Source organism: Brevibacterium sp. 91QC2O2, assembly GCF_024580695.1.
In the GTDB taxonomy this organism is placed as follows: domain Bacteria; phylum Actinomycetota; class Actinomycetes; order Actinomycetales; family Brevibacteriaceae; genus Brevibacterium; species Brevibacterium moorei.
The window spans coordinates 123,718-149,731 of the sequence record NZ_JANIJY010000005.1 but is presented as its reverse complement, the minus strand read 5'-3'; the positions used below and the strand labels follow the sequence as shown (position 1 = coordinate 149,731).

Below are 26,014 nucleotides of genomic sequence, written 5' to 3'. Positions count from 1 at the left end.
CACGATGAGGAAACCACAGTAGTAAGGAGAACGGCATGACAGAGCGAACACGGCGCCAGGTGCACCTGGCCGCGCACTTCCCGGGCGTGAACAATACGACGGTGTGGTCGGACCCCGCTGCGGGGTCCAACATCGAATTCGACAGCTTCGAACATATGGCCCGGACCGCGGAGCGGGGGCTGTTCGACTTCTTCTTCCTGGCCGAGGGCCTGCGCCTGCGTGAACACAAGGGCCGGGTCTTCGACCTGGACACCGTCGGCCGGCCGGAGACGGTGTCGATCCTGGCGGCGCTGGCCCAGGTCACCGAACATCTGGGGCTCGCCGGCACCCTGTCCTCGACGTACAACGAGCCCTACGATCTGGCGCGCAAACTGGGCACGCTGGACCTGGTATCGGGTGGGCGGGCCGCATGGAACGTCGTGACCAGCAACGACGCCTTCACCGGGGCGAACTTCCGCCGCGGCGGCTACCTTGACTACGCGGACCGGTATCGGCGGGCCGAGGACTTCATCTCCACCGCCCGGACCCTGTGGGAATCCCGCGTGCCAGCGATCGGGCCCGGCGATGGATCCTTCTCCCACCGCTCCGAGTTCTTCGACATCGCGGGCACCTTCGGCCTGCCACCTCTGCCGCAGGGCCACCCCGTGGTCTTCCAAGCGGGTGATTCCCCCGCCGGGCGCGACTTCGCCGCCGGTTCCGCCGATGTCGTCTTCACCCGCCACACCGGGATCGAAGCCGGGGCGGCCTTCGTCGCAGACCTCAGGGCGCGCGCCGCAGGCTATGGCCGCGAGCCCGGCTCGCTCAAGATATTCCCCGGTGTCACCTTCGCCATCGGCGACACGGCCGCGGAAGCGGAGGAACGCTCTCGCCACATCCGCTATCAGCAGGTCAGCCCGGCCGGTGCCATCGCCTTCCTCGAACAGCTGTGGGGCCGTGATCTGACGGCCTACGATCCCGACGGGCCGCTGCCCGACGTCGAACCGGACGTCGATCCGGCGGCCATCACACGGGGCCGGGTCCGGCACATCAAGGATCCGCGGCCCACCATCGCGGCCTGGCGGGAACTGGCCGCAGCCCGGCACCTGTCGATCAGGGACCTGGTCGTCGAAGTCTCGGCCAGGCACTCCTTCGTCGGCACCCCGGCCACCATCGCCGAACAGCTCGACGCCTATGTGCAGGCCGGAGCGGCCGACGGTTTCATCCTCGTCCCACATCTCACACCCGGCGGGCTGGACGAGTTCGTCGATCGGGTCGTTCCCGAACTGCAGAACCGCGGCGTCTACCGCGACGCCTATCACGGGACCACCCTCAGGGACAATCTGGGGCTGCCCCGCTTCCGGCCCGAGGCCGAATGGACGGCCGCGCGTTCGACGACCCGGGCCGCCACAACCGAACTCCAGGAGGTCGTATCATGAGCATTCCGCCCACCACATCGCCCAGCGCGCATACCGACCGCCGATCCGGCAGCCGGCCGGACACCGGCGCCGCCGAATCGGCGCAGCGCCCGCGCGCCTCGGTCGCCGGACACGGTCTGCGCATCACCGTCGACCCGTTGCGCGTCGACCTGCACGATCTGCGCCACTGGGTGGAGGGGATCGACGCGGCAGGACCCGGGCTGCTCATCATCGCCGACGATTCGACCGGGGGACTCGACGCGGGCACCCTGGCCGCCTGGCTGGGCCCGGTCACGCGGAATCTGACGATCACCCCCGAGACTCCGGTGACCCATGCCGAGCCCTTCCACCTGGCCGGTGCGACCGCCACGCTGGACTACATCACGCACGGGCGGGCCGCGTGGGCGCCTACCGTGCAGACCACGGATGCGCAGGCGCGGCTGATCGGCCGCCGCCCGGCAGTGGGTCCGGAGGGCGAATCCGCCGCCTGGGCCGAGGCCGCGCAGATCGACGGGCTGCTCGAACGGCTGTGGCTTTCCTGGGACGCGGATGCGGTCATCCGTGAGCAGTCCTCGGGGCGGTTCATCGACGCGGACAGGGTGCGCTACGTCGATTTCAGCGGCACCGATTCGGTGGGAGGGGAGTTCTCGGTCAAGGGGCCGGCTATCGTGCCCCGGCCGCCGCAGGGCGTCCTGCCCACCGTGGTCGTGCTCGACACTCCCGCCGCCGAGGCCTCCGCGCCCGGATTCGCCGACCTCGCCGTGCGCGTGCTGCCGGTGCCCGAGGCCGCGGCGCCGGACGCGCAGCTGGCCGGGGCGCCCGCCGGGGTGACCGCGCAGCGGGTCGTAGCGCTGTGAGGCGTGAACGGTTCGCGGCCCGGGCAGCCGCGGCCAGGGCGAGTGACGGGAGCGGGGACGTACCCGGCGGACCGGCCGAGGCGGCGGAGCCCCGGGTTCCACGGCTGGTGTTCGTCGGCGGCGGGCCCAAGACCACCGGACTGCTACTGGCCCTGGCGGCTGCCGCCCGCCGCGCCGCGCCGGATCCGGGCGGGCCCGCCCCGGCCGGTTTCCGGCCCGGGGCCGGGATCCCACCGCGCTTGGACATCGAGGTCATCGATCCGTATCCGGTGGGCGGCGGCAGAATCTGGCGCTCGAATCAGGACGGAGTGCTGTGGATGAACTCCCTGGCCGCCGATATCACCGTGTTCTCCGACCGGCCCGGCGCAGTGCAGGGGCCGCCCCTGGACCAGTGGATCGTCGAACATCTGGACCCATCCGAACACGTTCCCGGTGATGGTTTCGCGCCCCGCCACGTCCAGGGCGGATACCTGGCCTGGGCCTTCGACCGGGCCCGTGCAGCACTGCCGGCCGGTTGGCGGGTCCGGGTGCACCGGGGGTGGGTCACCGCGGCGGCCGCACTGGACGGCGGATATCTGCTCCGCGTCCACCCGGCGGACGCACGGGCCGACTACGATCTGCGCGCGCAGCTACTGGTCCTGGCCCAGGGGTATATCGAAGTCGACCCCGATGAGCAGGCCGCCGCGCTGCTGGATTTCACGGCCGGCACCGATCTGACCTATATTCCCCCTGGTTACACCGCGGACCTGGATTTGAGCGTGCTGCCGGCCGGCGAGGATGTGATCGTCCGGGGCTTCGGCCTGGCATTCATCGACGCGATGATGATGCTCACCGAGGGCCGCGGGGGCCGCTTCGTCCGCCGGGGCGCAGCTGGGGACGCCGCGGCGGAGGCGGCCGGGGATGCCGCCGGACAGCGCCAGGGCGGGGGTCGGATCGACTACGTTCCCAGCGGCTCGGAGCCAGTGCTGTGGGTCGGTTCCCGGCGCGGCGTGCCACTGCTTCCCAAACTCGGCTATGCGGAGCCGGAACTGTCGATCGGCCCGGCCCGCTACATCACTGCGGACGCCCTGCGTTCCCTGCGCTCGGCGGTTCCGGCGGAGAGCCTGGTCGACGGCGTGCTCGGCCTGTTCGACGCGGAGATGGCGGCGGCCCACTATGTCTGGCTGGCCCGCGATGAGCGGCGCGCAGCGGGTGGGCCCGGGGCGTATCTGGAGCTGATCGACGCCTGGGCCTCCGCGCTGGTGACCGGGTCCGACCCCGCCGGGGTCAAGGCCGCGGTGCGGGCGTTCGCCACAGCCCATGTCCCGGATCCCGCCGACCTCTACGACGTGGCGACCTTGGACCGGCCGTTGCACGGCGCGACCGCACAGGCGCCATCCCGGTCGGCTGAACCCTCCACCGGCGACGGCGCGGCCCGGCCGCAGACGGATCGCCTGGAGGATCTGGAGGCCCGCGTCGCCACTTTGATCAGGGGCCGGCTGGACCGTGCAGCGGACCCCCACTTTGCCCAGGACGCGGCCCTGTTCACCGGACTGGTGAGCGCCTATTTCACCCTGCGCGAGTTCATCGCCCAGGGATTCTTCGACCCGGAGCAGACCGCCCGCATCGACACCGTGCTGCATGGCTTCTTCAGCTATATCGCATCGGGACCGCCGCCGGAGCGACTGGAGAATCTGCTGGCCCTGCACCGGGCGGGCCTCCTGCGATTCCTCGGACCCGATCTGCACGTGGAGGCGGTCGCCGCGCGACCGGGCGCGGACCCAGGAGGTTCCGCCGGCTCGTGCCCGCGGCACTTCGCGGCGAGTAGCCCGGCCCACGACGCGGTTGTGACCGCGCGGCACCTGCTGGACGCGCGGTTGGCCCCGGTCGTGGCGCCTCGGGCCCGTGACGGATTGCTGCGGGGGCTGATCGCGGACGGGGAGCTGTCCTTCGCCGGCGCGGGCAAGTTCGCCACGGACCCGGCGGGGCGCGCGCTGGACGCGGAGGGACGGCCACAGCGGTCCCTGTTCATGGTCGGGCCCGCGGTCTCCGGTTCCACCGCCGAGGCCTTCGCCCGGCCCGGCACCGACGCCCGCGTATTCCGCGCCAACGAGGCACTGGCCGACCACCTGCTGGCCCGGCTGCGGGCGGAGTCCGCGGACCGGTTATCGCGGATTCCACTGCATGAACGGTGAAGTCCGCGATAGCCGGTCCACCGACCGCGGGTCTCAGACTCCGGCGGCGGCCAGACAGTCGAGCAGCCGGCGGCGCATCGCCTGCGCTCGCACGCTCAACTCCCGCTGGCGGCGCATGTACTCGGCCTTGCCCGCAGCTGTTTCGACCGGGACCACGCCGTAGCCCCAGCCGCGCACATCGTAGGGGCTGGCCTCCATGTCCAGGGCGCGGATGTCGATGGCCAGGTCGAAGGCGTCCAGGACAACCTCGCCCGGCACCGTGGGCTCGAGCTTCATCGCCCATTTGTACAGGTCCATCCCCGCGTGCAGACAGCCCGCCTGCTCATTGGCGACCATCGAGGCGCGGGTGGGCTGCAGCGTGTTCAGGGGCCGCGCGGGCTCGGTGAAGAAGCGGAAGGCATCGAAGTGTGAGCACTGGATGCGGTGGTTCTCCACCACCCGATCCGTCTCCTCCTGGCTCAGCCGCAGGGGGACCTGCTCATGGCGGCGCTGATCGGGGCCCAGCCGGTAGACCATCGCCCATTCGTGCATGCCGAAGCACCCGAACGAGGCCTCGCGGTCCAAGGTGGCCTCCAGCAGGGAGCGGATGAAACCGGCGCCCGTGCCGCGGTCGGCATGCCAGGCCGGCAGGTCGAGGGCGGCATACGTCGTCGAGGCCGGTTCGGCCTCGAAGAACCGGTACCAGCGCCGGTCGAAGTAGGCGCGGTCGGCCTCGTCCCGGATCTCCACCGCGACGCCGGCGCCGGGATTCCACCGGGCGATCCGGCCGGGCTTGAAGGGGTAGTAGGTGAACAGAAAATCCTCGACCGGGTGCTTCTGACCGTGCAGCCGGCGCTCATGGTGCGCATCGGTGCGGGCATGGGCCAGGCTCTCATGGGCATCCCGGCGGGCGCGCCAGACCTCGGCCGGCAGATACCGGGTGACGGCCGGCGTGGTCGGCGCAGCTGCGCCGGCACTCGAACCGGGCGCGGAAACATCTGCGGAATTAGCTGCGGGGCTGGTTGAAACGGTGGAGGACACGCCCCGATTATCCCACCCGGTAGCTCAGCTCGGCGAAGCGACCGATCTGTCTGACCCCGGTCAGTTCGAGGTCTTCCCAGCTCAAATCGTGCGGAAACAGCGGTTTGCCACTGGTCAGGGTGGCCGGTGCGAAAGCCACGATGATGCGGTTGAGCAGGCCGGCCGCGGCGAACTGCCCGGCCAGAGCGCCGCCGCCCATCACCCAGACGTCCTTGTCGCCAGCGGACCGGGCGATCAGGTCGAACCATTCGGCCACATCTCCGGAGACGAATCGGATGCCCGAGCCGGGGATCGCCGGCAGGCTGCGGGTGGTGAAGACGAAGGCGGGGCGCTCGCCGTAGATCTCGGCCCACTTCGCAGGGTGGGCCAGCAGATCCTCCTGGCGCAGCATCCATTCATAGGTGGCGGAACCCATGACCAGGGCCCCGACGCTTGCGAAGAACGCGTCCATATCGCCCTGCACATCGTCCTGCGGAACGCGCAGCAGCCAGTCCAGGGAATCATCGTCCGAGGCCAGGAATCCGTTGAGGGTCGCAGCCGTGTAGAACACGCAATCAGTCATCGGTCCGTTCTCCCATTCTTCGGTGCGGTCATTATGGCATGCCCGCCGGCGCCTGGACGGTCTGACTCGGCGAGCCGGACGGTTCTGCCCGAGGAGTTGGCCGATCAGCCGGACGCTCGTCCTCCTCCCTGCAGTGCGTGGACCGCCTCAGCGCACGGACTTCACAGCGCGGACCGCGACCAAGGATGCGCCGAGCGTGAATGCGATGAGCCAGGCCGCGGAGACGAGCGCGACGATGCCGACGGTGTCATCCGAGGAAATGAAGAAACAGGCGATCCCGCCGATCATCGCGCCGATCCCCGCGACGATCAACGCCGGAGCTCCGGCTTTGTGGCCGATCCGCCAGGCCTCCTCGGAACGCATAAGCGGCGCGACCCGGATGCCGACCAGGGGATTCATCCCCAGCTTTCCGATTCCGGCCATGATGGCCATGACCACTATCAGGGCACCTGCCAGGAGCAGAACGATTCCGGTGACCATCGGTGTCCTTTCCGATTCGTCATTGACTCGGTGCTCGGGGGGGTGACCGCGCATCCTTGGACAACGACTCTAGCTGACGGGGGGGGATGTCATGCTGAAGCCATGACAGTCGCACAGTCGGGGCCCGGTCCGGCGCCCAGCCCCCGTTTCGCGTCCCTGGTCTCCATGATCTGCGGGTGCATCCTGGTCGGGTCCGCCTCGACCTTCATCAAACTCGCGGGGACCTCGGCTGCGACTGCGGCGTTCTACCGCTGCCTGTTGGCGCTCATCCCGCTGGCCGTCCTGTTCTGCCTCGAACTGCGGCGCCACGGCCGGATGTCGCGGCCGGCCGTGGTCTGGTCCCTGCTGTCGGGTGCCTTCCTGGCGTGCGACTACCTGATGTGGACGCAGCCGGTCCTGGACGTGGGCGCGGCGGTGGCCACCGTGCTCATCGGCTCCCAGGTGCTGGTCTTCCCGCTGCTGGCCCGCGTCCTCGACGGGGCCGTGCTGGGGAGGCGGTTCGCCCTCGTCCTTCCCGTGATGCTCGCGGGCCTGCTGCTGACCGGCGGGCTGGGCAGTCGGGAGACCACGATGTCCCATCCTGTGCGCGGTACGGTGCTGGGCGTGCTGGCCGGCTGTCTGTACGCGGGCTATCTGTACTGCAACCGCCGCGCGGGCACCCTGGAACCGCGGCGGGCCTTCGGACCGGTGGCGCTGGGATCGGCGAGCGCCGCCGTGGTGATCGGGGTCTTCGGCCTGGTCACGGGTTCCATCGTGGTTCACCTGTCCGCTTCCGCCTGGAGTTGGCTGGCGGTGCTGGCCGTCGGAGGCCAGTTCCTGCCGTTCGTCCTCATCGGCTTCGCCACCGTGCGCCTGCCCGCGGATCTGGGCGCCACGATCCTGTTGTTGCAGCCGCTGTCCGCGGTTGTCCTGGGCTCTCTCGTTCTGGGGGAGCGGTTGAGCTGGTTGCAGCTGGTGGGCATCGGCGTGACGGTCGCATGCGTGGCAGTCCAGTCCAAGCGGTAGCCGCGGCCGGGCCGGGCCCGGCCGGTGCCGCAGGGGAGTTCGGCATTGCACGCGTCGCACCACAAGGCGGACACCGCCCGCTAGAAGGAGAACCCGGGTATATAGTCCTTGTCCTGTGAGTTCTCTGCATACATCCCCGCAATCCGTCTCCACACCCTCGGGCCCGCTCCCCGGCTACCGCTGGCTGATCCTCGTCCTGTCCTGGGCCGCTTTCCTCATGACCAGCCTGGACCGTTCGGTCTGGGGCCCGGCGGCGCCCAGCGTGGGCGGCGATCTGGGCGTTGCGCTGTCCTCCCTGGGCGTTTTCGCCACCTGCTATTACGTGGGCTACGTCGTCTCGAACTTCTTAGGCGGCGTGGCCAGCGACTGGTTCGGTCCCCGCGCGGTGTTGGGTGGCTCGATCCTGGTGGCCGGCGCGGGCATGGTCACCTTCGGCAACGTTCACTCGATGGCGCTGGGCTTCGTCATCCAGGCCCTGGTCGGTCTGTTCGCCGGCGCGGACTACGCGGCCGGTGCCAAGTCGATCTCCGTGTGGTTCTCCGGACGCGAACGCGCCCTGGCCGTTTCCCTGTTCACCACCGCCACCTCGTTGGGCACCGTCATCGCGAACCTGGTTGTGCCCACCCTGATCAAGTCCCATGGTTGGCGCGTGTCCTATGAGCTCTTCGGCTCCATCTCCATCGTGCTGGGCATCGTCATCCTGATCCTGCACCGCAACGCCCCGGGCGCCACCGGTGCCGAGGCCGCTGGGGCGAGTGCGGCCGCCCCGAGTACCGCGGTGGGCGCCGAAACCGGCCCCGGCGCGCAGCCCAAGCACACCTTCCCCAACCTGCTGGACGTCCTGCGCAACCGGAACCTGCTGATCCTGGCGGTGGCCGGGTTCTTCAGCCTGTGGGGCACCTACGGGTTCATCACCTGGGCCAATACCCTGATGATCAAGGGAGTCGGGATCGATCCGGTCCACGCGGGTGCGGTCGTCTCCCTGTTCGCCATCACCGCGGTCGTGTGCAAGCCGATCATCGGTTTCATCGACGGGCGCACGAAGTTCCACTCGAAGTACCTGGCCGCCGGCATCCTGCTGATGTTCAGCATCATGCTGTTGGTCTTCGGCCGTCTGCACGACTTGACTCTCTTCTATATCGCCGCGCCCTTCCTGGGATTCGCCGCATACTGCTATTCGCCGATTCAGAACAACCTGATCCTGGGCTACGCGGGCCGGGGGCTCTCCGGGTCGTCGGCCGGGTCGATCAACGCGATCTGGCAGCTGGGCAGCGTGATCGTCCCCACCGCAGTGGGCGCGGTGTTCTCCGCGACGGATTCCGTCTACGCTTCGTTCACCACTCTGGCCGCGGGCCCCCTGTTGGCGGCGCTTCTGATGCTGCCGCTGGGCGCGGTCAAACGCTGAGCGGCTCCCTGCTGCCGCCTGAGCCCCTTCGCGTGGTGAGGCGTAAATCACTGTTCGGGGCCCCGCGCCTCGCCCTTGTATCGATATGCTTAGGCTTAGCTATATTGAATGCATCGATGATGATCGCGGAGGTAGAACATGCGTTTCGGCCTGCTGGTGAATACCGGCTCAAACCTCGGGCCCACGGCCGAGGACGTCTTCGACTTCACGCGGGCCCAGGCAGAGCGCGCGGAGGACCTGGGCTATGACGACCTGTGGGTCACCGAACACCATTTCATCCGATTCGGTATCAGTCCCAGTGCGCTGACGATGGCCGCCTTCATCCTGGGTCGCACACGGCGGCTGAATGTGGGAACCGCCGTGACCCTCTCCCCGCTGCTGCATCCGGTTGAGATGGCGGAGCGGGCCGCGCTGCTCGACCAGCTCAGCGGCGGGCGCTTCACCCTGGGCCTGGGTCGCGGTGGATATGCCAAGGATTTCGAGGTGCTGGACAAGGACGTGGCGCGCTGGGACCACGACCCACAGGCCGCCGCGGCTGGAATCCTCAACGCCTGGGATCCGGCAGGGGATAAGGACTTCGAACTACAGCCGCCCGTTCACACCCTGCCCCACCCTCCGCTCATGCTCGGCACGACGAGTCAGGACGGGGTCCGCTTCGCCGCGGCACACGGGTTGGCGCTGCAGCACTACTTCGCGATGCCGGCGGAACCCCGGATCGCAGTCGAGGAGCGCTATGCGGCAGAGCGCGCGGCTGCAGGCGTACAGGGTCCGGCACCGGAACACCTGCACTGCCTCATCGCCATCGTCAGCGAGGACCCCACGGCCAGGGACGGGCTCCAGCGCGCCCTGCAACAGTCGTTCGAGGCCGGCGAGCACCCCCACGTTCCCAACGCGGGCTCGCACGTCGGACCGGATGGAGAGCCGGTCGGACCGGCGGCACAGGCGGCGATGAGCGCGCAGGGCGCGATCATCGGCTCCGCCGCCCAGGTCGTCGACGAGCTGGGTACGTTCGTCGAGCGGACCGGTGCCGCGCGTATCGCCATTCATCCCGAAGCGAGCGCCGACCGGGATCTGACGCTGCAGACAGTGGAGGCGTTCGCCGAACACGTCATCCCGCAGCTGCGGGTCGACTGAGCGGCACCCGAACCGAGCAGCACCTGTCGCCGCACTCCGACATCCAGCGTCCCTACATTCGGTTCTTCGTCCTGGCCGTGGCCACGGCATTCCAGGGGTCCTCGGGCCAGGGGTGTTTGAGATAGCGGCCGCGGTTCTCCGCGCGCACCTGCGGATACGCGTTGTCCCAGAACGACCTGAGGTCGGCGGTCACCGCCAGGGGGCGGCGCGCCGGGGACAACAGGTGCAGCAGCACGGGGACACCGTCCCGACAGACCGCCGGGCCGTCGGCCATGCCGAAGCACTCCTGGAGTTTCACGGCCAGGATGGGCGCGGTGATCGCGGCCCCGTGCGACTCCGGCGCCGGGTAGTCCAGGCGGACCCAGGAACCGCTGGGCACCGGCACGCGCTCGGGCACCAGTTCGTCCAACTGTGCCGCGGCGGGCCAGGGCAGAAGCCGGCGCAGCGCGCCCACTGCGTCGATCCGCCCCGGTTTGGCACCGCCCGCGACCCGCTCCAGATCCGGTCCCAGCCACGTCGTCGCGTGTTCGGCCAGCGCGCTCAGGCTGACATCGGGCCACGGCTCGCCGTAGACGGCGTGCAACAGTCCCAGGCGCCCGCGCAGCTGCGCGAAGGCGGCATCGCGGGTGTCCCCGGCCGGCCGGTCGCCCTGGGTGCCCTCGGCCAGCTCCAGAAAGTCCAACACCCCCTGCTCGCGCACGAAGGCGGCTACCGCGGTCCGGGCGGCCGAGGCGTCGGCCCGGGTGGGCGTCGAACTCAGCTCGATCGCGCCCAGGCCCTCGACGCGCCGCGCGCGCACCCTGCCACCGGAGAACTCCGCCGTGGTCGTGGTCTCCAGCAGTTCCGCGCCGGCCAATTCCGCCTGGTCCTGGTCGATCACGGCCGCCGCTCGGATCAGCGCCCGAGCGCCGGTCAGGGCGACATCGCCGATCGCCAACCACGTATGACCCTTGAGGGCCGAATCGCGGGGGAGTTCGGCACCCGTGCCGCCGGCCAGCAGGTAATCCCCGGCGGTACCCGGCCGGAGTCGGGCGATCCGGTCGGGGAAGGCCAAGGCGGTGATGAGCCCCGTATCCTCGGCACCGGCCGCCGGTCCCGCGCCGTCGTGCCCACCCGCACCGGGCAGGAATCCCTCGAAGCGGCGCACATCGGCCTGCCACCGGGTGTTCTTGTCCCGGCGCAGGCCACGCAGCAGCGACCACAGGTCCCCACCTGGGGCACGTACGTCCGAGACCAAGGCGGCCACCACCTCGGCGGCGGCGCGCGGTCCGGTCAGCTCGGCTCCGTCGAACAGGGCGCGTGCCAACCGCGGATCCGCGGGGACGCGGGCCAGCCGGTGCCCCAGGGCGGTGGCGGCGCCATGGGAGTCGAGCGCCCCCAAAGCCCGCAGGGTGGCCTGCGCCAGCGCCAGTGGCCGCTCCGGTGGGGCGTCGGGCAGGCGCAGACCAGCCCCGCCGGGGGCGCCCCAGCAGGCCAGCTGCAAAGCGGGCTCCGTGAGATCGGTGGTGCGGATCTCCGGCGGGGTCTGGGCCGGGCGCGCCGCGAAATCCGCCTGTGCCATGCATCGGATGACGGTGCCGGGACCGAGCCGGGCGGCGCGGCCCGCGCGCTGGACCATCGCGGCCTTCGACGCGCCCACCGTCACCAGCCCCGCCATCGCCCGGCCGGTGTCCAGCCGCTGCTGCCGATCCAGTCCGGCGTCGACCACCAGGTCGATACCGGGCACGGTCAGTGCGGACTCGGCGACATTGGTCGCCAGGATGACCCGGCGCGCGCCGTCCTGGCGTGAACGCATGATCCGCCGCTGTTCGGCGGCCGGCGTCCGTCCCGTCAGGGTGAGGACCTCGGCTGACCGCGGGTCCACGCGCCCGCGCAGCTCGCCTGCGACCCGGTCGATCTCTCGCTGACCCGGCAGGAAGACGAGCACATCGCCGCCGCTCCCGGCCGCCCCGGCAACTGGCTCGCCCGCCCGTGCAGCCTCCGTGGCTGCACCGGCCGGGCCCGTCTCGCCCCCGAGCGCCTCGGCCACAACGCCCGCCACATGGCGTAGGAAATCGGGCGTGACTCCACGGGTATCCAGGGCAGGGGTGCGCGGGGGAGTCCAGACCTCGCGCAGGGGATGGGGTCGGGCCGCCACGGATAGCACGGGCGCCGGTGCCCCGTCCTCACCCAACAGCTGCGCCCAGCGGCCGGCGTCCAGGGTCGCAGACATGACGATCAGGCCCAGGTCCTCGCGCAATTCCACCAACTGGCGCAGCATCGCGAAGGCCAGATCGGAGTCGACCGCGCGCTCGTGCACCTCGTCGAGCACGACCACGGACACCCCGGCCAGTTCCGGATCGCCCATCAGCCGGCCCAACAGCACGCCGGTGGTGACGAATTCGACGCGGGTGGCGGCACTGACGTGGCGCTCGCCGCGGATCGTGTAGCCGACCTCCTGACCGACCCGGGTCCCGGAGAGCTCGGCCAGCCGGTTCGCGGCGGCGCGGGCGGCGATGCGCCGCGGCTGGGTCACGATCACCCTGCCTGCCCCGCGTCCCGGGCCCGCGGCCACCAGGTTCGCCACGACCGGCGGGACAACCGTCGTCTTGCCCGAGCCGGGCGGGGCCTCGACGACGGCGCGCGGGCCGGAGTGCGCCCCGGCCGGCAGTTCACTGCCCGAGGCGCCCGGTTCCACTGCGTCCGCGCCCGGTCCTGCGAGCCCTCGCAGGCCCGTGGCGAGCGTGGCGGCGGGCAGGCCCGCGCCGATCCGGTCGATGTCGAAGACGAAGGCGGGGCGATCGGGCATGTGCACCACAGTAGTCGCAGCGCTTCGCGCCCCGACCACCCATCCGGGCCCGAGGCCTTCTAGAATGGTTCCATGCGCATTGTCAGATTCGTGCACAACGATGCACCCACGTACGGCGTCGTCGAGGGGGACCTGCCCGAAGCCGCCGCCGACGGAACTCTGGACACCTCCGAACTCGAAATCGCGGTCCTCGACGGCGACCCGTTCTTCAGCCCGGCTCAATCGACCGGCGCTCACCTGAAGTACGACGACGTCCGTCTCATCGCCCCCATCATCCCGCGCTCCAAGGTCATCGGCGTGGGCCGGAACTTCGCCGACCACGCGAAGGAACTGGGCAACGAGGTCCCGGCCAGCCCGTTGACCTTCTTCAAACCGAACACCGCGGTGGTGGGCCCCGGCGATCCGATCCGTCTGCCCGCCATCAGTGAGAAGGTCTCCTATGAGGCCGAACTCGCGGTGGTCATCTCCCGCGTGGCGAAGAACGTTCCGGCGGAGAAGGCCTACGAATACGTGCTGGGCTATACCGCGGCCAACGACGTGACCCTGCGCGACATCCAGCAGATCGACAAGCAGTGGTCGCGCGCCAAGGGCTTCGACACCAGCTGCCCACTGGGCCCGTGGATCGAAACGGACCTGGATCCCGAAGGTGTGCGGATCCGCTCCTGGGTCAACGGGGAGCTCAAGCAGGACGGGAACACCGACGACTTCATCTTCGACATCCCGACCGTCATCGAGCACTTGAGTGAGGTCATCACGTTGCTGCCAGGCGATGTGATCCTCACCGGCACCCCGGAAGGCGTGGGCGCGATCAACGCCGGCGACCGCGTCGACATCGCGATCGACGGCCTGGGCCTGCTGAGCAACCCAGTGCTGGACGCCTGAGCCCAGACCTCTTTCTTCCTACCGAACGAACAAAGGAATCACCTGACAATGAGCGACGTACGAGTTCGCTTCTGCCCGTCACCCACCGGCACCCCGCACGTCGGCATGGTGCGCACCGCCCTGTTCAACTGGGCCTATGCGCGCCACACCGGCGGCACCTTCGTCTTCCGGATCGAGGACACGGACGCCCAACGCGACTCCGAGGAGAGCTACGCGCAGATCCTCGAGGCCATGCGCTGGCTGGGCCTGGACTGGGACGAGGGCATCGACGTGGGCGGGCCGCACGCCCCCTACCGGCAGTCGCAGCGCGGTGAGATCTACCAGGACGTCATCGCCAAGCTCAAGGACGCCGGCCTGGTCTACGAATCGTTCTCCACCAACGAAGAGGTCGAGGCCCGCCACAAGGCCAAGGGTGAGGACCCGAAGCTGGGCTACGACGGCTACGACCGCACCCTGAGCGATGAGCAGAAGGCGGCCTTCCGCGCGGAGGGCCGCGAGCCCGTGCTGCGCGTGCAGATGCCCGATGAGGACATCACATTCACGGATATGATCCGCGGGGACATCACCTTCAAGGCCGGCTCAGTGCCGGACTTCGTGGTGGTGCGCGCCAACGGTGATCCGCTCTACACCCTGGTCAACCCCGTCGACGATGCGCTCATGGGCATCACCCATGTGCTGCGCGGTGAGGACCTGCTGTCCTCGACTCCGCGCCAGATCGTGCTGTACGAGGCGCTGAAGAAGATCGGCGTCGCCCAGGCCACCCCCGAATTCGGCCACCTGCCCTATGTCATGGGGGAGGGGAACAAGAAGCTGTCGAAGCGCGACCCGGAATCGAACCTGTTCCACCACCGCGACGCCGGCTTCATCCCCGAGGGTTTCATCAACTACCTGGCCCTGCTGGGCTGGTCGATCGGACCGGACCAGGACATCTTCTCCGTCGAGGAATTCGTCAAAGCATTCGACGTCCACGACGTGCTGCCCAATCCGGGGCGCTTCGACATCAAGAAGGCCACCTCGATCAACGGCGACCACATCCGCCTGCTCGACGTCGCCGACTTCACCGAGCGCATGGTGCCCTATCTGCAGGCCGCGAACGTCTTCGGCGCGGGCGGTGCCGCACCCACGGATGCGCAGCACGCAGTGCTGGCCCAGGCGGCTCCGCTGGTCCAGACGCGGATGAACCTGCTGGGCGAGGCACCCGATCTGCTGTCCTTCCTGTTCACCGCGGATGCGGATCTGGAACTGACCCCGGAGGGTCTGAAGACGCTCAAGGACACCGCCCCCGAGGTCCTGGCCGCCGCGATCGAACTGCTCTCCGGCGTACCGGAGGCGGACTTCACCACCGACGCGCTGCACGAAGGGCTGCAGGCCAAGCTGGTCGACGAGCTGGGTATCAAGCCGCGCCTGGCCTTCGGGCCGCTGCGCGTGGCGGTCTCGGGCCGCCGTGTCTCACCGCCGCTGTTCGAGTCGATGGAGATCCTGGGCCGGGAATCCACTCTCAACCGGCTGCGGGCCCTGGCCGATCACCTGGCAAACGCCTAGGCAATAGGGCGACGGCCCTTCGGCCCCAGCCCGCCAGCGGCACGCACGAATGCCCGGACCGGATTCGGTCCGGGCATTCGCGTATCCGCGTCCATCTGCCGGCTGTCGCCTCGGTCGGGACCGTCCCACCCGCCGGGAGCTGCGCATACCCTGGGACTAACGAACACGGCCCGCCCGGCGGGTCAGGAGGGATGAGTTCATGTTGGTTGACAGTTACCGTCTGCCCGGTGGCCTGCGGATCGATGAGCGCCGGGTGCGCGTGCCGGTGGACCACTTCGGTGCGCAGGCTGCGGCGGGCCTGCCTGGGCGGTTGGCGGCCGTCGGTGAAATCGACGTGGCCGCGCGGATCGTGAGCACGGGCGAGGCGGCCAAACCCTATCTGCTGTTCCTGCAGGGAGGGCCAGGCTCCGAGGTCCCCGGACCGGTTGCGGGGAACCCGTCCTGGCTCGCCAGGGCGCTCGAGGACTACTCGGTGGTCCTGCTCGACCAACGCGGTACCGGTCTGTCCCACCCGATCGGATACGTCGACGGCTCCTTCAGGGGGACCTCGGCCAGGGGTACGGACCCCGTCCAGGACTCGGGTGCGGTGGCTGCCTTCCTGACCCACTTCCGCGCCGATGCCATCGTCGAGGACGCCGAGGCCCTGCGCTGGGATATCGGCTGCGAATCCTGGTCCGTGATGGGCCAGTCCTTCGGCGGGTTCACCACTCTGCGATATCTGGCCGCGCATCCGGAGTCCCTGGACCTGGCGATCTTCACCGGTGGCCTGCCCCGTGTGGCCGGCTCCTTGGCGGACACGCCGGACCCCGCAGAGCTCTACACCACCACCTGGCACACCCTGCGCGCGAAATCGCAGAGTTACTTCGAGCGGTTCCCCGCCGACGCCGCCCGGATGCGCCGGCTGGCCGAACGGGCAGCGCACGGCAAGGGGATCGAGCTGCCCGACGGCACCCAGGCGGGTCCCGCCCATGTGCGCGGCCTGGGACACCTGCTGGGGGCGTCCGGTGGGGCCGCGGCGTTGCACTATCTGTTGGCCCAGGACATCGACTCGGCGGCCTTCCGGCACGACCTGCTGGCCGCCCTGCCGTTCAGTGCGCGCAACCCCCTGTATGCGGTGCTACAGGAATCCTGCTGGGCCAATGGCACCGCTACGACCTGGGCCGGGGTGCGCGGGATGCCCAGGGCCGTGGCCACGGACCCGCTGTGGCTGGCAGGCGAACACATCGCCCCGGAGCACTTCGCCACGGGTCCGCTGCGGCCGTGGCGTCCGGTGGCCGGGGAGCTGGCGGCCTTCTCCTGGCCCGTGATGTGGGAGCCCGATGCGCTGCGGGCCGCCGAGGTCCCGGTCGTGGCCGCCGTGTACTACGAGGACGCCTATGTGCCCAGGGAGTACTCGCTGCCCACGGCCGGTCTGCTGCCGCGCGTGCGGACCTGGGTGACCAGCGAGTACGAGCACAACGGGCTGCGGGCCTCCAACGGGGTGGTGCTGGACAAGCTGCTACGCCTGGCCCGCGACGGCAGCCTGGTGTAGGCGGGTGTCAGGGCTCGTGTGCCCCGGAATTCCGGGGCACACGAGCCCTAATACCCCTACGTGAGCAGGATCACCGCCAGGAGGGCCGTTCTGGTTTTGCATCGCGGAAATGGGTCGTGTAAAGTTTCATTCTGTTGCCGCGGTCAACGGAAAGAAGTTCTTAGGACTTCCGGTTGATTGCAAAACATTGGGCTATGGTGTAATTGGCAGCACGAGTGATTCTGGTTCACTTAGTCTAGGTTCGAGTCCTGGTAGCCCAGCGCTTCTTATGAAGCAGCTTCATCGCGAAGTGTCCTGCTCCCGTCGTCTAGCGGCCTAGGACACCGCCCTCTCAAGGCGGTAACGGCAGTTCAAATCTGCTCGGGAGTACCAAGAAGGGCCCGGTTCATGTGAACCGGGCCCTTTCTCATCCCCGCCGTTCCTCTGGAGTTCCACTACAACCCGAAATGTCGGAAAAACCGATCGGGACCGTTCCCAATCGACAATTCATGTCGTAGTGGAACCTGGAGGTTACTTGGACTGGAGTTCGACCAGCTTGGTGGTGTTCTGGGCGGTGCGTACGCCGGAGACCAGGAACTCGAGGATGACCCGGGAGACGACGATCTGGATGACCGCGGGGATCCAGCCCAGGAAAATCGCCAGAATGCCCATGATCGGGGAATAGTCGGAGCCGACCTCTTCGACGGCGAAGCCCATCATGAAACCGATGACGATGTACCACAGCCAGGTCAGCCCGGCCAGGACGATCGCGATGACGTAGATGATCGAGGCGAACTTGATGGAGACGAAGTGGTTGAAGCGCAGATCGAACAGCGCCTTGATGAAGCCGGGTTCGCCCGCGGCCTTGGCCGGCGGCGCCCATTGGCCCTGCGGGCCCGGCTGGGCCTGGTAGTCGTAACCGGGTGCCGCCTGCGGCTGGCCGGCGGAGGGGTACTGCTGATAGCCGGCGTAGGCGTCTTGGCCGTAGGGCTGGGAGCCCGACGGTTGCGACCCGGTCTGTGGGTAGCCCGCCTGCGGGTAGCCGGTGGGCTGATAGGGCTGCTGCTCGGGGTTGGGGGACTGGGACATGATTTCCTTTCGGGGACTACGGCCAGGACCCTCCTGGCGATTGTGAATACGGAACCGCCCCGGTTCCGTCGGATGCGGTGGAATCGGGGCGGTGGGCTCAGCCGCGGTTGAGGGCCTCGGTGAGGACCTTCGCCGCTTCGAGCACGGCTTGGGCGTGCAGTCGGCCGGGCTGGCGGGTCAACCGGTCGACCGGTCCGGAGATCGAGACGGCGGCCACGACCCGGTTGCTGGGTCCGCGCACGGGGGCCGACACGCTGGCCACCCCGCGTTCGCGCTCCGAGATCGACTGGGCCCAGCCGCGCCGGCGCACGCCGGAGAGCATGGTGGCCGAGAACCTGGCCCCGCGCAGGCCCGAGTGCAGCCGGTCGGGCTCCTCCCAGGCCAACAGCACCTGTGCCGCGGATCCCGCGCGCATGCTCAGGGTCGCGCCGATCGGCACCGAGTCGCGCAGGCCAACGGGCCGTTCGGCCGCGGCCACGCACAGGCGCAGGTCGCCCTGGCGGCGGAACAGCTGGGCCGATTCGCCCGTGCGGTCGCGCAACTGGTTGAGGACGGGGCCCGCGGCGGCCAGCAGGCGGTCCTCGCCGGCGGCCGATGACAGTTCGTTCAGACGCGGGCCCAGGACGAATCGGCCCTGCATGTCCCGGCCGACGAAGCGGTGGTATTCGAGGGCTACGGCCAGCCGGTGGGCGGTGGGTCGGGCCAGGCCGGTCAGGGAGACGAGTTCCGCCAGGGACGCGGGGCCGGCCTCCAGTGCCGACATGACGAGTGCGGCCTTGTCGATGACACCGACGCCGCTGCCGTTTTCTGTGCTCATAGGCACTATTTTGTGGTCTCACAATCCAAGATGCAAGTCCGGAATGCGAAAACCCGCACCTAAAATAGTGGCAGATGGCGGTCTCACCCCGACCGCCGCAACCGCTGATTCCCTTCAGGCTCAAGACAAAGGAAGTGTGGGCAATGGGCAAGACCCTGGCAGAGAAAGTGTGGGCCGATCACGTCGTTGTGGCCGGCGAGGACGGCTCACCGGACCTCATCTACATCGATCTGCAGCTCCTCCACGAGGTCACCAGCCCGCAGGCCTTCGAGGGCCTGCGCCTGGCAGGACGCAAGCTGCGCCGCGTCGACCAGCACCTGGCGACGGAGGACCACAACACCCCCACCTGGGACATCGACAAGCCGATCGCGGACCTGACGAGCCGCACCCAGATCGAAACGCTGCGCACCAATGCGCGCGAATTCGGCGTGCGCCTGCATTCGCTGGGCGATATGCAGCAGGGCATCGTCCACCAGGTCGGCCCCCAGCTGGGCCTGACTCAGCCGGGTATGACGGTGGTCTGCGGGGATTCGCACACCTCGACCCACGGGGCCTTCGGCGCGCTGGCCTTCGGCATCGGCACCTCCGAGGTCGAACACGTCATGGCCACGCAGACGCTGAGCCTCAAGCCCTTCAAGACGATGGCGATCAACATCGAGGGTGAACTGCCCGAGGGCTCGGTCGCCAAGGACATCATCCTGGCGATCATCGCCAAGATCGGCACCGGTGGCGGACAGGGCTACGTCCTGGAGTACCGCGGCGAGGCGATTCGCAAGCTGTCGATGGAAGCGCGGATGACGATCTGCAATATGTCCATCGAGGCAGGTGCCAGGGCCGGTATGGTCGCCCCCGACCAGACGACCTTCGACTACGTCAACGGCCGGCCGCACGCCCCGCAGGGCGAGGACTGGGACGCCGCGGTCGCATACTGGAAGACGCTGAAAACCGACGACGACGCGGTCTTCGACGCCGAGGTCACCCTGCAGGCCGAGGACATTTCGCCCTACGTGACATGGGGAACCAATCCGGGGCAGGGGCTGCCGCTGAGCGCGACGGTGCCCGATCCCGCCGCGATCGTCGACGAATCCGCCAAGGTGGCGGCCCAGAACGCGATCGACTACATGGGTCTGACGCCGGGCACCCCGCTGCGCGAGATCAAGGTGGACACGGTCTTCCTGGGTTCGTGCACCAACGGCCGGATCGAGGACCTGCGCGCCGCCGCCGAGGTGGTGCGCGGGCAGGTCAAGCATCCGGACGTGCGGATGATGGTCGTCCCGGCCTCCGCCCTGGTCCGCCTACAGGCCGAAGAAGAGGGCCTGGACCGGGTCTTCACCGACTTCGGCGCCGAATGGCGCTTCGCCGGCTGCTCGATGTGCCTGGGCATGAACCCCGATCAGCTGACTCCGGGGGAGCGCTGTGCTGCGACCTCGAACCGCAACTTCGAGGGCAGGCAGGGTAAGGGCGGACGGACCCACCTGGTCAGCCCGCTGGTGGCCGCCGCCACTGCCGTGCGCGGCACCCTGTCCAGCCCGGCCGACCTGCCGGAGAAAGATCCGGAACTGGTGGCCCACAGCCACCGGCCCCGCGAACCGCGCGAAACACACACCCAGCTGCCGCTGACCGTCGTCCAGAAGTCCGCCTGAGAGCCACAAGGGAGTTCCACCATGGAGAAGTTTTCCACCCATACCGGCGTCGGCGTTCCGCTGCACCGCTCGAATGTCGACACCGACCAGATCATTCCGGCCGTCTACCTCAAACGCGTGACCCGTACCGGTTTCGAGGACGCCCTGTTCGCCGGCTGGCGCGAGGACCCGGAATTCATCCTCAACCGTCCCGCCTACGAGGGCGCCTCGGTGCTGGTCGCCGGCCCCGACTTCGGAACGGGCTCGAGCCGTGAGCACGCTGTCTGGGCCCTGCACGACTACGGCTTCAAAGCGGTCGTCTCCGCCCGCTTCGCGGACATCTTCCGGGGCAACGCCGGTAAGAACGGCCTGGTCACCTGCCAGGTCGAGCAGCCCGATGTCGAACTGCTGTGGAAGGTGATGGACAACAACCCGGGCATCGATGTCACCGTCGACCTGGTACAGCGCACCGTCAGCTGCGATACCGTCACCGTGCCCTTCGCCCTGGACGACTTCACGCGCTGGAGGCTGATGGAGGGAATGGACGATATTTCGCTGACTCTGCAGCACGAAGCGGAGATCACGGCCTTCGAGGCCCGCCGCCCGTCGTTCAAGCCCAAGACCATTCCGGCGAAGTTCTGATATACACCCGTTAAGATTCTGTAGGTTCGCACCGATCGGTGCGAACCTACACAGATCTCATATGGGAGGGTCATGCTGCGAGTCCACGGCGGAACACCGCTGACGGGCGAGGTCGATGTCCGCGGGGCCAAGAACCTGGTTCCCAAGGCCATGGTCGCCTCGCTGCTGGGGGACACCCCCTCGGTACTGCGTTCGGTGCCCGATATCAAGGACGTCCACGTCGTCACCGGCCTGCTGGGCCTGCACGGGGTCGAGGTGACCTCGGGACCGGACGCCGGTCGGGCCGATGGGGAGCTGCGGATGGACCCCGCGAACGTCTCCCAGGGTTCGATCGCCGACATCGACGCCCACGCCGGGTCCTCACGCATCCCGATCCTGTTCTGTGGGCCGCTGCTGCACCGCCTGGGCCGGGCGTTCATCCCCGATTTGGGTGGGTGCAAGATCGGCGACCGGCCGATCGACTTCCACCTCGACGTGCTGCGCAAGTTCGGCGCGCGCGTCGACAAGACCCCCGGCGGGATCCTGCTGGAGGCCCCGCAGCGCCTGCGCGGGACCAAGGTCAAACTGCCCTACCCCTCGGTCGGGGCGACCGAGCAGGTGCTGCTGACGGCAGTGCGCGCCGACGGCATCACGGAGCTGAAGAACGCCGCTGTGGAACCGGAGATCATGGACCTGGTCGCCGTTCTGCAGAAGATGGGCGCGATCATCACCGTCGACACCGAGCGGGTGATCCGGATCGAAGGCGTCGAATCGCTTTCCGGCTATACCCACCGTGCGCTGCCGGACCGGATGGAGACGGGCTCCTGGGCCTCGGCCGCCCTGGCCACAGGCGGGGACATCTTCGTGCGCGGGGCGCACCAGCAGGACATGATCACCTTCCTCAACGTCTTCCGCAAGATCGGTGGGGCGTTCACCGTCGAAGAGGACGGCATCCGCTTCCGCCACCCCGGTGGCGAACTGAACTCCGTCGTCCTCGAGACCGATGTGCACCCGGGTTTCATGACCGATTGGCAGCAGCCCCTGGTGGTGGCGTTGACCCAGGCCAGGGGCCTGTCGATCATCCACGAGACGGTGTACGAGAACCGTTTCGGCTTCACCCAGGCGCTGGGGCAGATGGGCGCGCAGATCCAGCTCTACCGCGAGTGCCTCGGCGGTACGCCGTGCCGATTCGGCCGGCGCAACTTCCTGCACTCCGCTGCGATCTCCGGGCCCAGTCGCCTACACGGGACCTCGATCACCGTGCCCGACCTGCGCGGGGGCTTCAGCCACGTCATCGCCGCGTTGGCCGCCGAGGGGACCAGCGAGGTGCGCGGGATCGAGTTGATCAACCGCGGCTACGAGGACTTCGACATGAAACTGCAGGGCCTGGGAGCCCGGGTGGAGGAAGTATGAGCAAGGACGCCGCGGCCAGGGCCGCCAAGGAACAGCGGAAGCGGGCGCACGAGGAAGAGGTGGTCGCCGGGATCGACTACTCGCCGAAGCTGCTGGCCCGCTCGCGCTCGGTCGCCCACGTCGTGGCGCCCCCGTTGACCGCGCTGTTTCGCACCATGGGCAAGCCGCACAGCCATGGCTTCGAGAACGTCGGCGACTCCGGTGCGGTGATCGTCGCGGGGCTGCACCTGAGCAAGGTCGACCCTGTGCTGCTGTCGCTGGACCTGTGGCACCACGGTCGGATGCCGCACTTCCTGGCCAAGGCGTCCCTGTTCACCGGGTTCCTGGGCGTGTTCATGCGCCCGCTGGCGCAGATCCCCGTGCTGCGCGGCTCCGCCGGGGCGGCGGAATCACTGGTCTCGGCCAAGAAGGCCCTGGCCGCCGGCGAGGTCGTCGTGATCTTCCCGCGCGGCACGCTCACCGCCGACCCCGACGGCTGGCCCGACCCCTCGCGCACGGGGGCCGCGCGCCTGGCCATCGAGACCGGGACGCCCGTGGTGCCGGCCGCGCACTGGGGACTGCAGGACACGATGACCAAGCACAACAAGGCCGTCAAACCGCAGTTCGGCCGCCGGATGGACCTGGTCTACGGTGAGCGGATCGATCCCGCCCCGTATGCCGGGGTGCCCGACGGGATCTCGCGGCTGACCCATGAGATCACCTATCAGACGGCTGCGCTGTTGGCCCGTCTGCGCGGGGTCGAACTGCCCGCGCGGTTCACCACCGACCACCGCCTGGCCGATGAGGATCGGGCGGACGGCTAAAATAGTCGGCAGGCCGCGCTCCATCGCGGCCTATTCCACTTATCGGACGAAACGTGTAAGGAGTCGGGTGTGAAGACGGCGGTCATGGGAGCCGGATCCTGGGGGACGGTGTACGCCCAGGTCATCTGCGATGCCGGGTACCCCGTCACCATCTGGGCCAGACGCGATGATGTGGCCGCGGAGATCGACTCCGCCCACACCAACTCCGGCTATCTGCCGGGGGTGACACTGTCGGAGAATCTCAGCGCCACCTCGGATCCGGCTGCGGCACTGGCAGATGCCGAAATCGTCGTGCTGGCCGTGCCGGCCCAGAGCCTGCGGGAGAACCTTGCGGCCTGGGGCGGGCACATCCGGCCGGATGCGATCGTGGTGAGCCTGATGAAGGGCATCGAGATCGGCACGGGCAAGCGGATGACGGAGGTCGTCGCCGAGGCCACCGGTCTGCCGAAGCGCCGGATCGCCGTGGTCTCCGGGCCGAACCTGGCCCGTGAGATCGCCGCCTGCCAGCCGACGGCCACCGTCGTCGCGGCCGAGGACAGTGAGGTCGCCGAACGTGTCGCCGAGATCTCCGCGAACTCCTACTTCCGGCCCTATACGAACACCGATGTGGTGGGCGTGGAGCTGGGCGGGGCGATCAAGAACGTCATCGCGCTGGCCGTGGGCATGGCCGATGGGCAGGGCCTGGGCGATAACTCCAAGGCCTCCATCATTACTCGCGGCCTGGCGGAGACGACCCGCCTGGCCCTGGCCATGGGTGGGCGGGCGCACACCCTGTCCGGGCTGGCGGGGATGGGCGACCTGGTCGCCACCTGCGCCTCCCCGCTTTCGCGCAACCGGTCCTTCGGCCGCCTGCTGGGAGAGGGACTGACCCTGGAGGAGGCGGTGGCGAAGACCAAGCAGACTGCCGAGGGCGTCAAGAGCGCCAAGGCCGTGCTGGCCCTGGGTGCCGAGCACGGTGTCGACCTGCCGATCGCGCAGGCGGTCGTGGGCGTGCTGGCCGGGAAGCTCAGCGTCGGCGAAATGGCCACCCTGCTGCTGGCCCGCAAACGCAAGGTCGAGGATCCCCGGATCTGATTCGCCGGACCCGGTCCGCATCCAACGCCGGGCCGCACTCCGGCCGCAGGGCCCGACCCGCAGCGGACGCGCACCTGTAGTGTGGGATACGCCCCGTGCAACGCATACCGAAATCCGAGGAGGAATCATGAGCGAACAGTTGAACTCGCCCTTCGCCCGCCTGAACGACGTTCCGCGCTTCACCGTCACCAGCACCGATGTGGCCGAGGGCGCACCACTGGCCCTGGCCCAGGCATCAGGCTCGATGGGGATCTCCGGCGGCCGGGACGAATCGCCCCAGCTGTCCTGGACGGACTTCCCGGAGGAGACCAAAGCCTTCGCCGTGACCTGCTACGACCCCGATGCGCCCACCGGATCCGGCTTCTGGCACTGGGTCGTCGCCGACATCCCAGGGACGGTGACCGAACTTCCCACGAACGCCGGCAATCCGGCTGCGGACCTGCTGCCGGCAGGGGTCTCCGTGTTCCGCAACGACGCGGGCGAACCGCGCTTCGTCGGCGCGGCTCCGCCGGCCGGACACGGCCCGCACCGTTACTTCTTCATCGTGCACGCGCTCAGCGAGCCCCTGAACCTGCCCGAGGATTCCTCGCCGGCCTTCGTCGGCTTCAACATCTTCTTCAAGAGCATCGGCCGGGCGTGGCTGGAGACCACGTTCGAAGTCGAGGCGTGAACCCCCGCCACTCCGTCAACGAAATAAGGAAACATGCCTGATAACCGTCCCGTGGTCGCCGTGCTGTTCGGTGGCCGCTCGTCCGAACACTCCGTCAGCTGCGTCAGCGCCGTCGGAGTGCTGTCCTCTCTGGACGATGCCGCATACCGGATCCTGCCGATCGGCGTGACCCGGGAGGGCACCTGGCGACTGGTGCCCGACTGGCAGGACTTCGCCTTCGATGCGGAGGCGATGCCCGAAGTCGAAGACGACGGGACGGCCATCTTCGTGTCCCCGACCTCCGCCGACCACCCCTTGGTGGAACGGCGCGCCGACGGGTCAACCCGTCGGCTGGGGTCGGTGGACGTGTTCTTCCCCCTGCTGCACGGTCCCTACGGGGAGGACGGGACGGTGCAGGGCCTGTTCGAACTCATGGGAGCGGCGTATGTCGGCCCCGGCGTGTTCGGTTCGGCCGCGGCGATGGACAAGCACTTCACGAAGGTCGTGTTGACCGCGGCCGGGATCCCCACCACCCCGTGGGTGACGATCCGGCAGGACGAATACACCGCGGACGCCCAGGCGGCACACGATGCGGTGATCGCCCAGGGCTTCCCCGCCTTCGTCAAGCCCGCCCGCGCGGGCTCCTCGGTGGGGATCTCGAAGGTCCACGACGCCTCCGGGCTGGCTGCGGCCTTCACCGCGGCCTTCGCCCACGACACGAAGGTGATCGTGGAACCGGGAGTCGTCGCCCGCGAGGTCGAATGCGCGGTGCTGGGCTCCTTCCACGACACCGAACCCGCGACCAGCTGGCCCTCGGAGATCACCTTCGGGGCCGAACACGAGTTCTACGATTTCGAGGCGAAGTACCTCGACGGCGCCTCCCAGGTGACCTGCCCGGCCGAACTGCCAGAGGCCGTGACCGAGGAGGTCCGCCGGGTCGCCCGCAAGACCTTCCAGGCCTTCGAGGGCTCGGGCCTGGCCCGGGTCGACACCTTCGTGCTCGACGACGGTAGCGTGCTGGTCAACGAGCTCAACACCCTGCCGGGCTTCACCCCCAGCTCCGCCTATCCGATGATGTGGGCGCGCACGGGCGTTGAGTTCCCGGAGCTGCTGAACCGGCTGATCGCGATCGCCCTGCGCGACCGCACCCGCTGAGGACGGGAACAGCCGGCG

22 protein-coding genes and 2 tRNA genes are annotated in these 26,014 nt (G+C 69.0%); 18 read left to right on the top strand and 6 right to left on the bottom strand.

The genetic code is table 11. The features are described 5' to 3' along the window. Nucleotides 1-35: 35 nt before the first annotated feature. The 3 genes from NQ036_RS06120 to NQ036_RS06110 are packed head-to-tail and all read left to right on the top strand — an operon-like array spanning nucleotide 36 to nucleotide 4,425. Nucleotides 36-1,415 (top strand): LLM class flavin-dependent oxidoreductase, encoded by a 1,380-nt coding sequence (locus NQ036_RS06120; RefSeq protein WP_257047348.1) that lies wholly within the window; start codon nucleotides 36-38, stop codon nucleotides 1,413-1,415. Next, nucleotides 1,412-2,251, top strand: a complete 840-nt coding sequence (locus NQ036_RS06115) for an LLM class flavin-dependent oxidoreductase (protein ID WP_257047349.1) — start codon at nucleotides 1,412-1,414, stop codon at nucleotides 2,249-2,251. The genes NQ036_RS06120 and NQ036_RS06115 overlap by 4 nt, the downstream gene beginning before the upstream one ends. Beyond that, nucleotides 2,248-4,425 carry an FAD/NAD(P)-binding protein gene (locus NQ036_RS06110; RefSeq protein WP_257047350.1) on the top strand — a complete coding sequence of 726 codons (2,178 nt, stop codon included), beginning with the start codon at nucleotides 2,248-2,250 and terminating at the stop codon, nucleotides 4,423-4,425. The genes NQ036_RS06115 and NQ036_RS06110 overlap by 4 nt, the downstream gene beginning before the upstream one ends. Before the next feature lie 33 nt (nucleotides 4,426-4,458). Here the strand turns inward: NQ036_RS06110 and NQ036_RS06105 are convergent, their stop codons facing one another. From NQ036_RS06105 to NQ036_RS06095, 3 genes are all read right to left on the bottom strand, one after another. After that, nucleotides 4,459-5,337, bottom strand: coding sequence for a 3-methyladenine DNA glycosylase (locus tag NQ036_RS06105; protein ID WP_257047562.1), 879 nt, complete (start codon nucleotides 5,335-5,337; stop codon nucleotides 4,459-4,461). A gap of 115 nt (nucleotides 5,338-5,452) precedes the next feature. After that, entirely contained in the window at nucleotides 5,453-6,007 is a 555-nt protein-coding gene (locus tag NQ036_RS06100; RefSeq protein WP_257057700.1) for a dihydrofolate reductase family protein, read from the bottom strand. 147 nt (nucleotides 6,008-6,154) lie between these two features. Next, a complete protein-coding gene (locus tag NQ036_RS06095; protein ID WP_257057698.1) occupies nucleotides 6,155-6,487 on the bottom strand; it encodes an SdpI family protein in 333 nt (110 codons plus the stop codon). Between the two features lie 102 nt (nucleotides 6,488-6,589). On the opposite strand from NQ036_RS06095, the gene NQ036_RS06090 reads away from it, so the two are divergent. The 3 genes from NQ036_RS06090 to NQ036_RS06080 all read left to right on the top strand — a co-directional run bounded on the left by NQ036_RS06090 (nucleotide 6,590) and on the right by NQ036_RS06080 (nucleotide 10,031). Continuing rightward, nucleotides 6,590-7,492: a DMT family transporter gene (locus NQ036_RS06090; RefSeq protein ID WP_257057686.1), complete on the top strand. Its 903-nt coding sequence runs from the start codon at nucleotides 6,590-6,592 to the stop codon at nucleotides 7,490-7,492. Between the two features lie 115 nt (nucleotides 7,493-7,607). Next, nucleotides 7,608-8,897, top strand: a complete 1,290-nt coding sequence (locus NQ036_RS06085; RefSeq protein ID WP_257057674.1) for an MFS transporter — start codon at nucleotides 7,608-7,610, stop codon at nucleotides 8,895-8,897. A gap of 138 nt (nucleotides 8,898-9,035) precedes the next feature. Beyond that, nucleotides 9,036-10,031 carry an LLM class flavin-dependent oxidoreductase gene (locus NQ036_RS06080; RefSeq protein ID WP_257057672.1) on the top strand — a complete coding sequence of 332 codons (996 nt, stop codon included), beginning with the start codon at nucleotides 9,036-9,038 and terminating at the stop codon, nucleotides 10,029-10,031. 52 nt (nucleotides 10,032-10,083) lie between these two features. Here the strand turns inward: NQ036_RS06080 and hrpB are convergent, their stop codons facing one another. Continuing rightward, the gene (gene hrpB / locus NQ036_RS06075; protein ID WP_257047356.1) at nucleotides 10,084-12,819 is read right to left on the bottom strand and encodes an ATP-dependent helicase HrpB; all 2,736 of its coding nucleotides are present in this window, start codon (nucleotides 12,817-12,819) and stop codon (nucleotides 10,084-10,086) included. A gap of 72 nt (nucleotides 12,820-12,891) precedes the next feature. On the opposite strand from hrpB, the gene NQ036_RS06070 reads away from it, so the two are divergent. The 5 genes from NQ036_RS06070 (at nucleotide 12,892) to NQ036_RS06050 (ending at nucleotide 17,146) form a co-directional block, all read left to right on the top strand. Beyond that, the gene (locus tag NQ036_RS06070) at nucleotides 12,892-13,701 is read left to right on the top strand and encodes a fumarylacetoacetate hydrolase family protein (protein WP_257047357.1); all 810 of its coding nucleotides are present in this window, start codon (nucleotides 12,892-12,894) and stop codon (nucleotides 13,699-13,701) included. Between the two features lie 48 nt (nucleotides 13,702-13,749). Then, nucleotides 13,750-15,243, top strand: a complete 1,494-nt coding sequence (gene gltX / locus NQ036_RS06065; RefSeq protein ID WP_257047358.1) for a glutamate--tRNA ligase — start codon at nucleotides 13,750-13,752, stop codon at nucleotides 15,241-15,243. 199 nt (nucleotides 15,244-15,442) lie between these two features. Beyond that, a complete protein-coding gene (locus NQ036_RS06060; RefSeq protein ID WP_257047360.1) occupies nucleotides 15,443-16,774 on the top strand; it encodes an alpha/beta hydrolase in 1,332 nt (443 codons plus the stop codon). Nucleotides 16,775-16,962: 188 nt separating this feature from the next. Beyond that, nucleotides 16,963-17,034, top strand: a tRNA-Gln gene (locus NQ036_RS06055). A gap of 36 nt (nucleotides 17,035-17,070) precedes the next feature. Continuing rightward, nucleotides 17,071-17,146: transfer RNA gene (locus NQ036_RS06050), tRNA-Glu, on the top strand. Between the two features lie 138 nt (nucleotides 17,147-17,284). Here NQ036_RS06050 and NQ036_RS06045 read toward each other — a convergent pair. Both NQ036_RS06045 and NQ036_RS06040 read right to left on the bottom strand, forming a co-directional pair. Further along, nucleotides 17,285-17,842, bottom strand: a complete 558-nt coding sequence (locus NQ036_RS06045; RefSeq protein ID WP_257047361.1) for a DUF4282 domain-containing protein — start codon at nucleotides 17,840-17,842, stop codon at nucleotides 17,285-17,287. Nucleotides 17,843-17,939: 97 nt separating this feature from the next. Continuing rightward, entirely contained in the window at nucleotides 17,940-18,659 is a 720-nt protein-coding gene (locus NQ036_RS06040) for an IclR family transcriptional regulator (protein ID WP_257047362.1), read from the bottom strand. A gap of 143 nt (nucleotides 18,660-18,802) precedes the next feature. Here NQ036_RS06040 and leuC point away from each other — a divergent pair, with 143 nt between their 5' ends. The 7 genes from leuC to NQ036_RS06005 all read left to right on the top strand — a co-directional run bounded on the left by leuC (nucleotide 18,803) and on the right by NQ036_RS06005 (nucleotide 25,996). Next, nucleotides 18,803-20,302 (top strand): 3-isopropylmalate dehydratase large subunit, encoded by a 1,500-nt coding sequence (leuC, locus tag NQ036_RS06035; RefSeq protein ID WP_257047363.1) that lies wholly within the window; start codon nucleotides 18,803-18,805, stop codon nucleotides 20,300-20,302. Nucleotides 20,303-20,323: 21 nt separating this feature from the next. Beyond that, nucleotides 20,324-20,923 (top strand): 3-isopropylmalate dehydratase small subunit, encoded by a 600-nt coding sequence (gene leuD / locus NQ036_RS06030; protein WP_257047365.1) that lies wholly within the window; start codon nucleotides 20,324-20,326, stop codon nucleotides 20,921-20,923. A gap of 72 nt (nucleotides 20,924-20,995) precedes the next feature. Next, nucleotides 20,996-22,315 (top strand): UDP-N-acetylglucosamine 1-carboxyvinyltransferase, encoded by a 1,320-nt coding sequence (gene murA, locus NQ036_RS06025; RefSeq protein ID WP_257047366.1) that lies wholly within the window; start codon nucleotides 20,996-20,998, stop codon nucleotides 22,313-22,315. Then, on the top strand, nucleotides 22,312-23,118 hold the full coding sequence (locus tag NQ036_RS06020; RefSeq protein WP_257047367.1) for a 1-acyl-sn-glycerol-3-phosphate acyltransferase: 807 nt from the start codon (nucleotides 22,312-22,314) through the stop codon (nucleotides 23,116-23,118). Before murA ends, NQ036_RS06020 begins: the two co-directional genes overlap by 4 nt. A gap of 69 nt (nucleotides 23,119-23,187) precedes the next feature. Further along, a complete protein-coding gene (locus NQ036_RS06015; RefSeq protein WP_257047369.1) occupies nucleotides 23,188-24,192 on the top strand; it encodes an NAD(P)H-dependent glycerol-3-phosphate dehydrogenase in 1,005 nt (334 codons plus the stop codon). 127 nt (nucleotides 24,193-24,319) lie between these two features. Beyond that, a complete protein-coding gene (locus tag NQ036_RS06010) occupies nucleotides 24,320-24,862 on the top strand; it encodes a YbhB/YbcL family Raf kinase inhibitor-like protein (RefSeq protein WP_257047370.1) in 543 nt (180 codons plus the stop codon). 33 nt (nucleotides 24,863-24,895) lie between these two features. Next, nucleotides 24,896-25,996, top strand: coding sequence for a D-alanine--D-alanine ligase family protein (locus NQ036_RS06005; RefSeq protein WP_257047371.1), 1,101 nt, complete (start codon nucleotides 24,896-24,898; stop codon nucleotides 25,994-25,996). The last annotated feature ends 18 nt before the right edge of the window (nucleotides 25,997-26,014 follow it).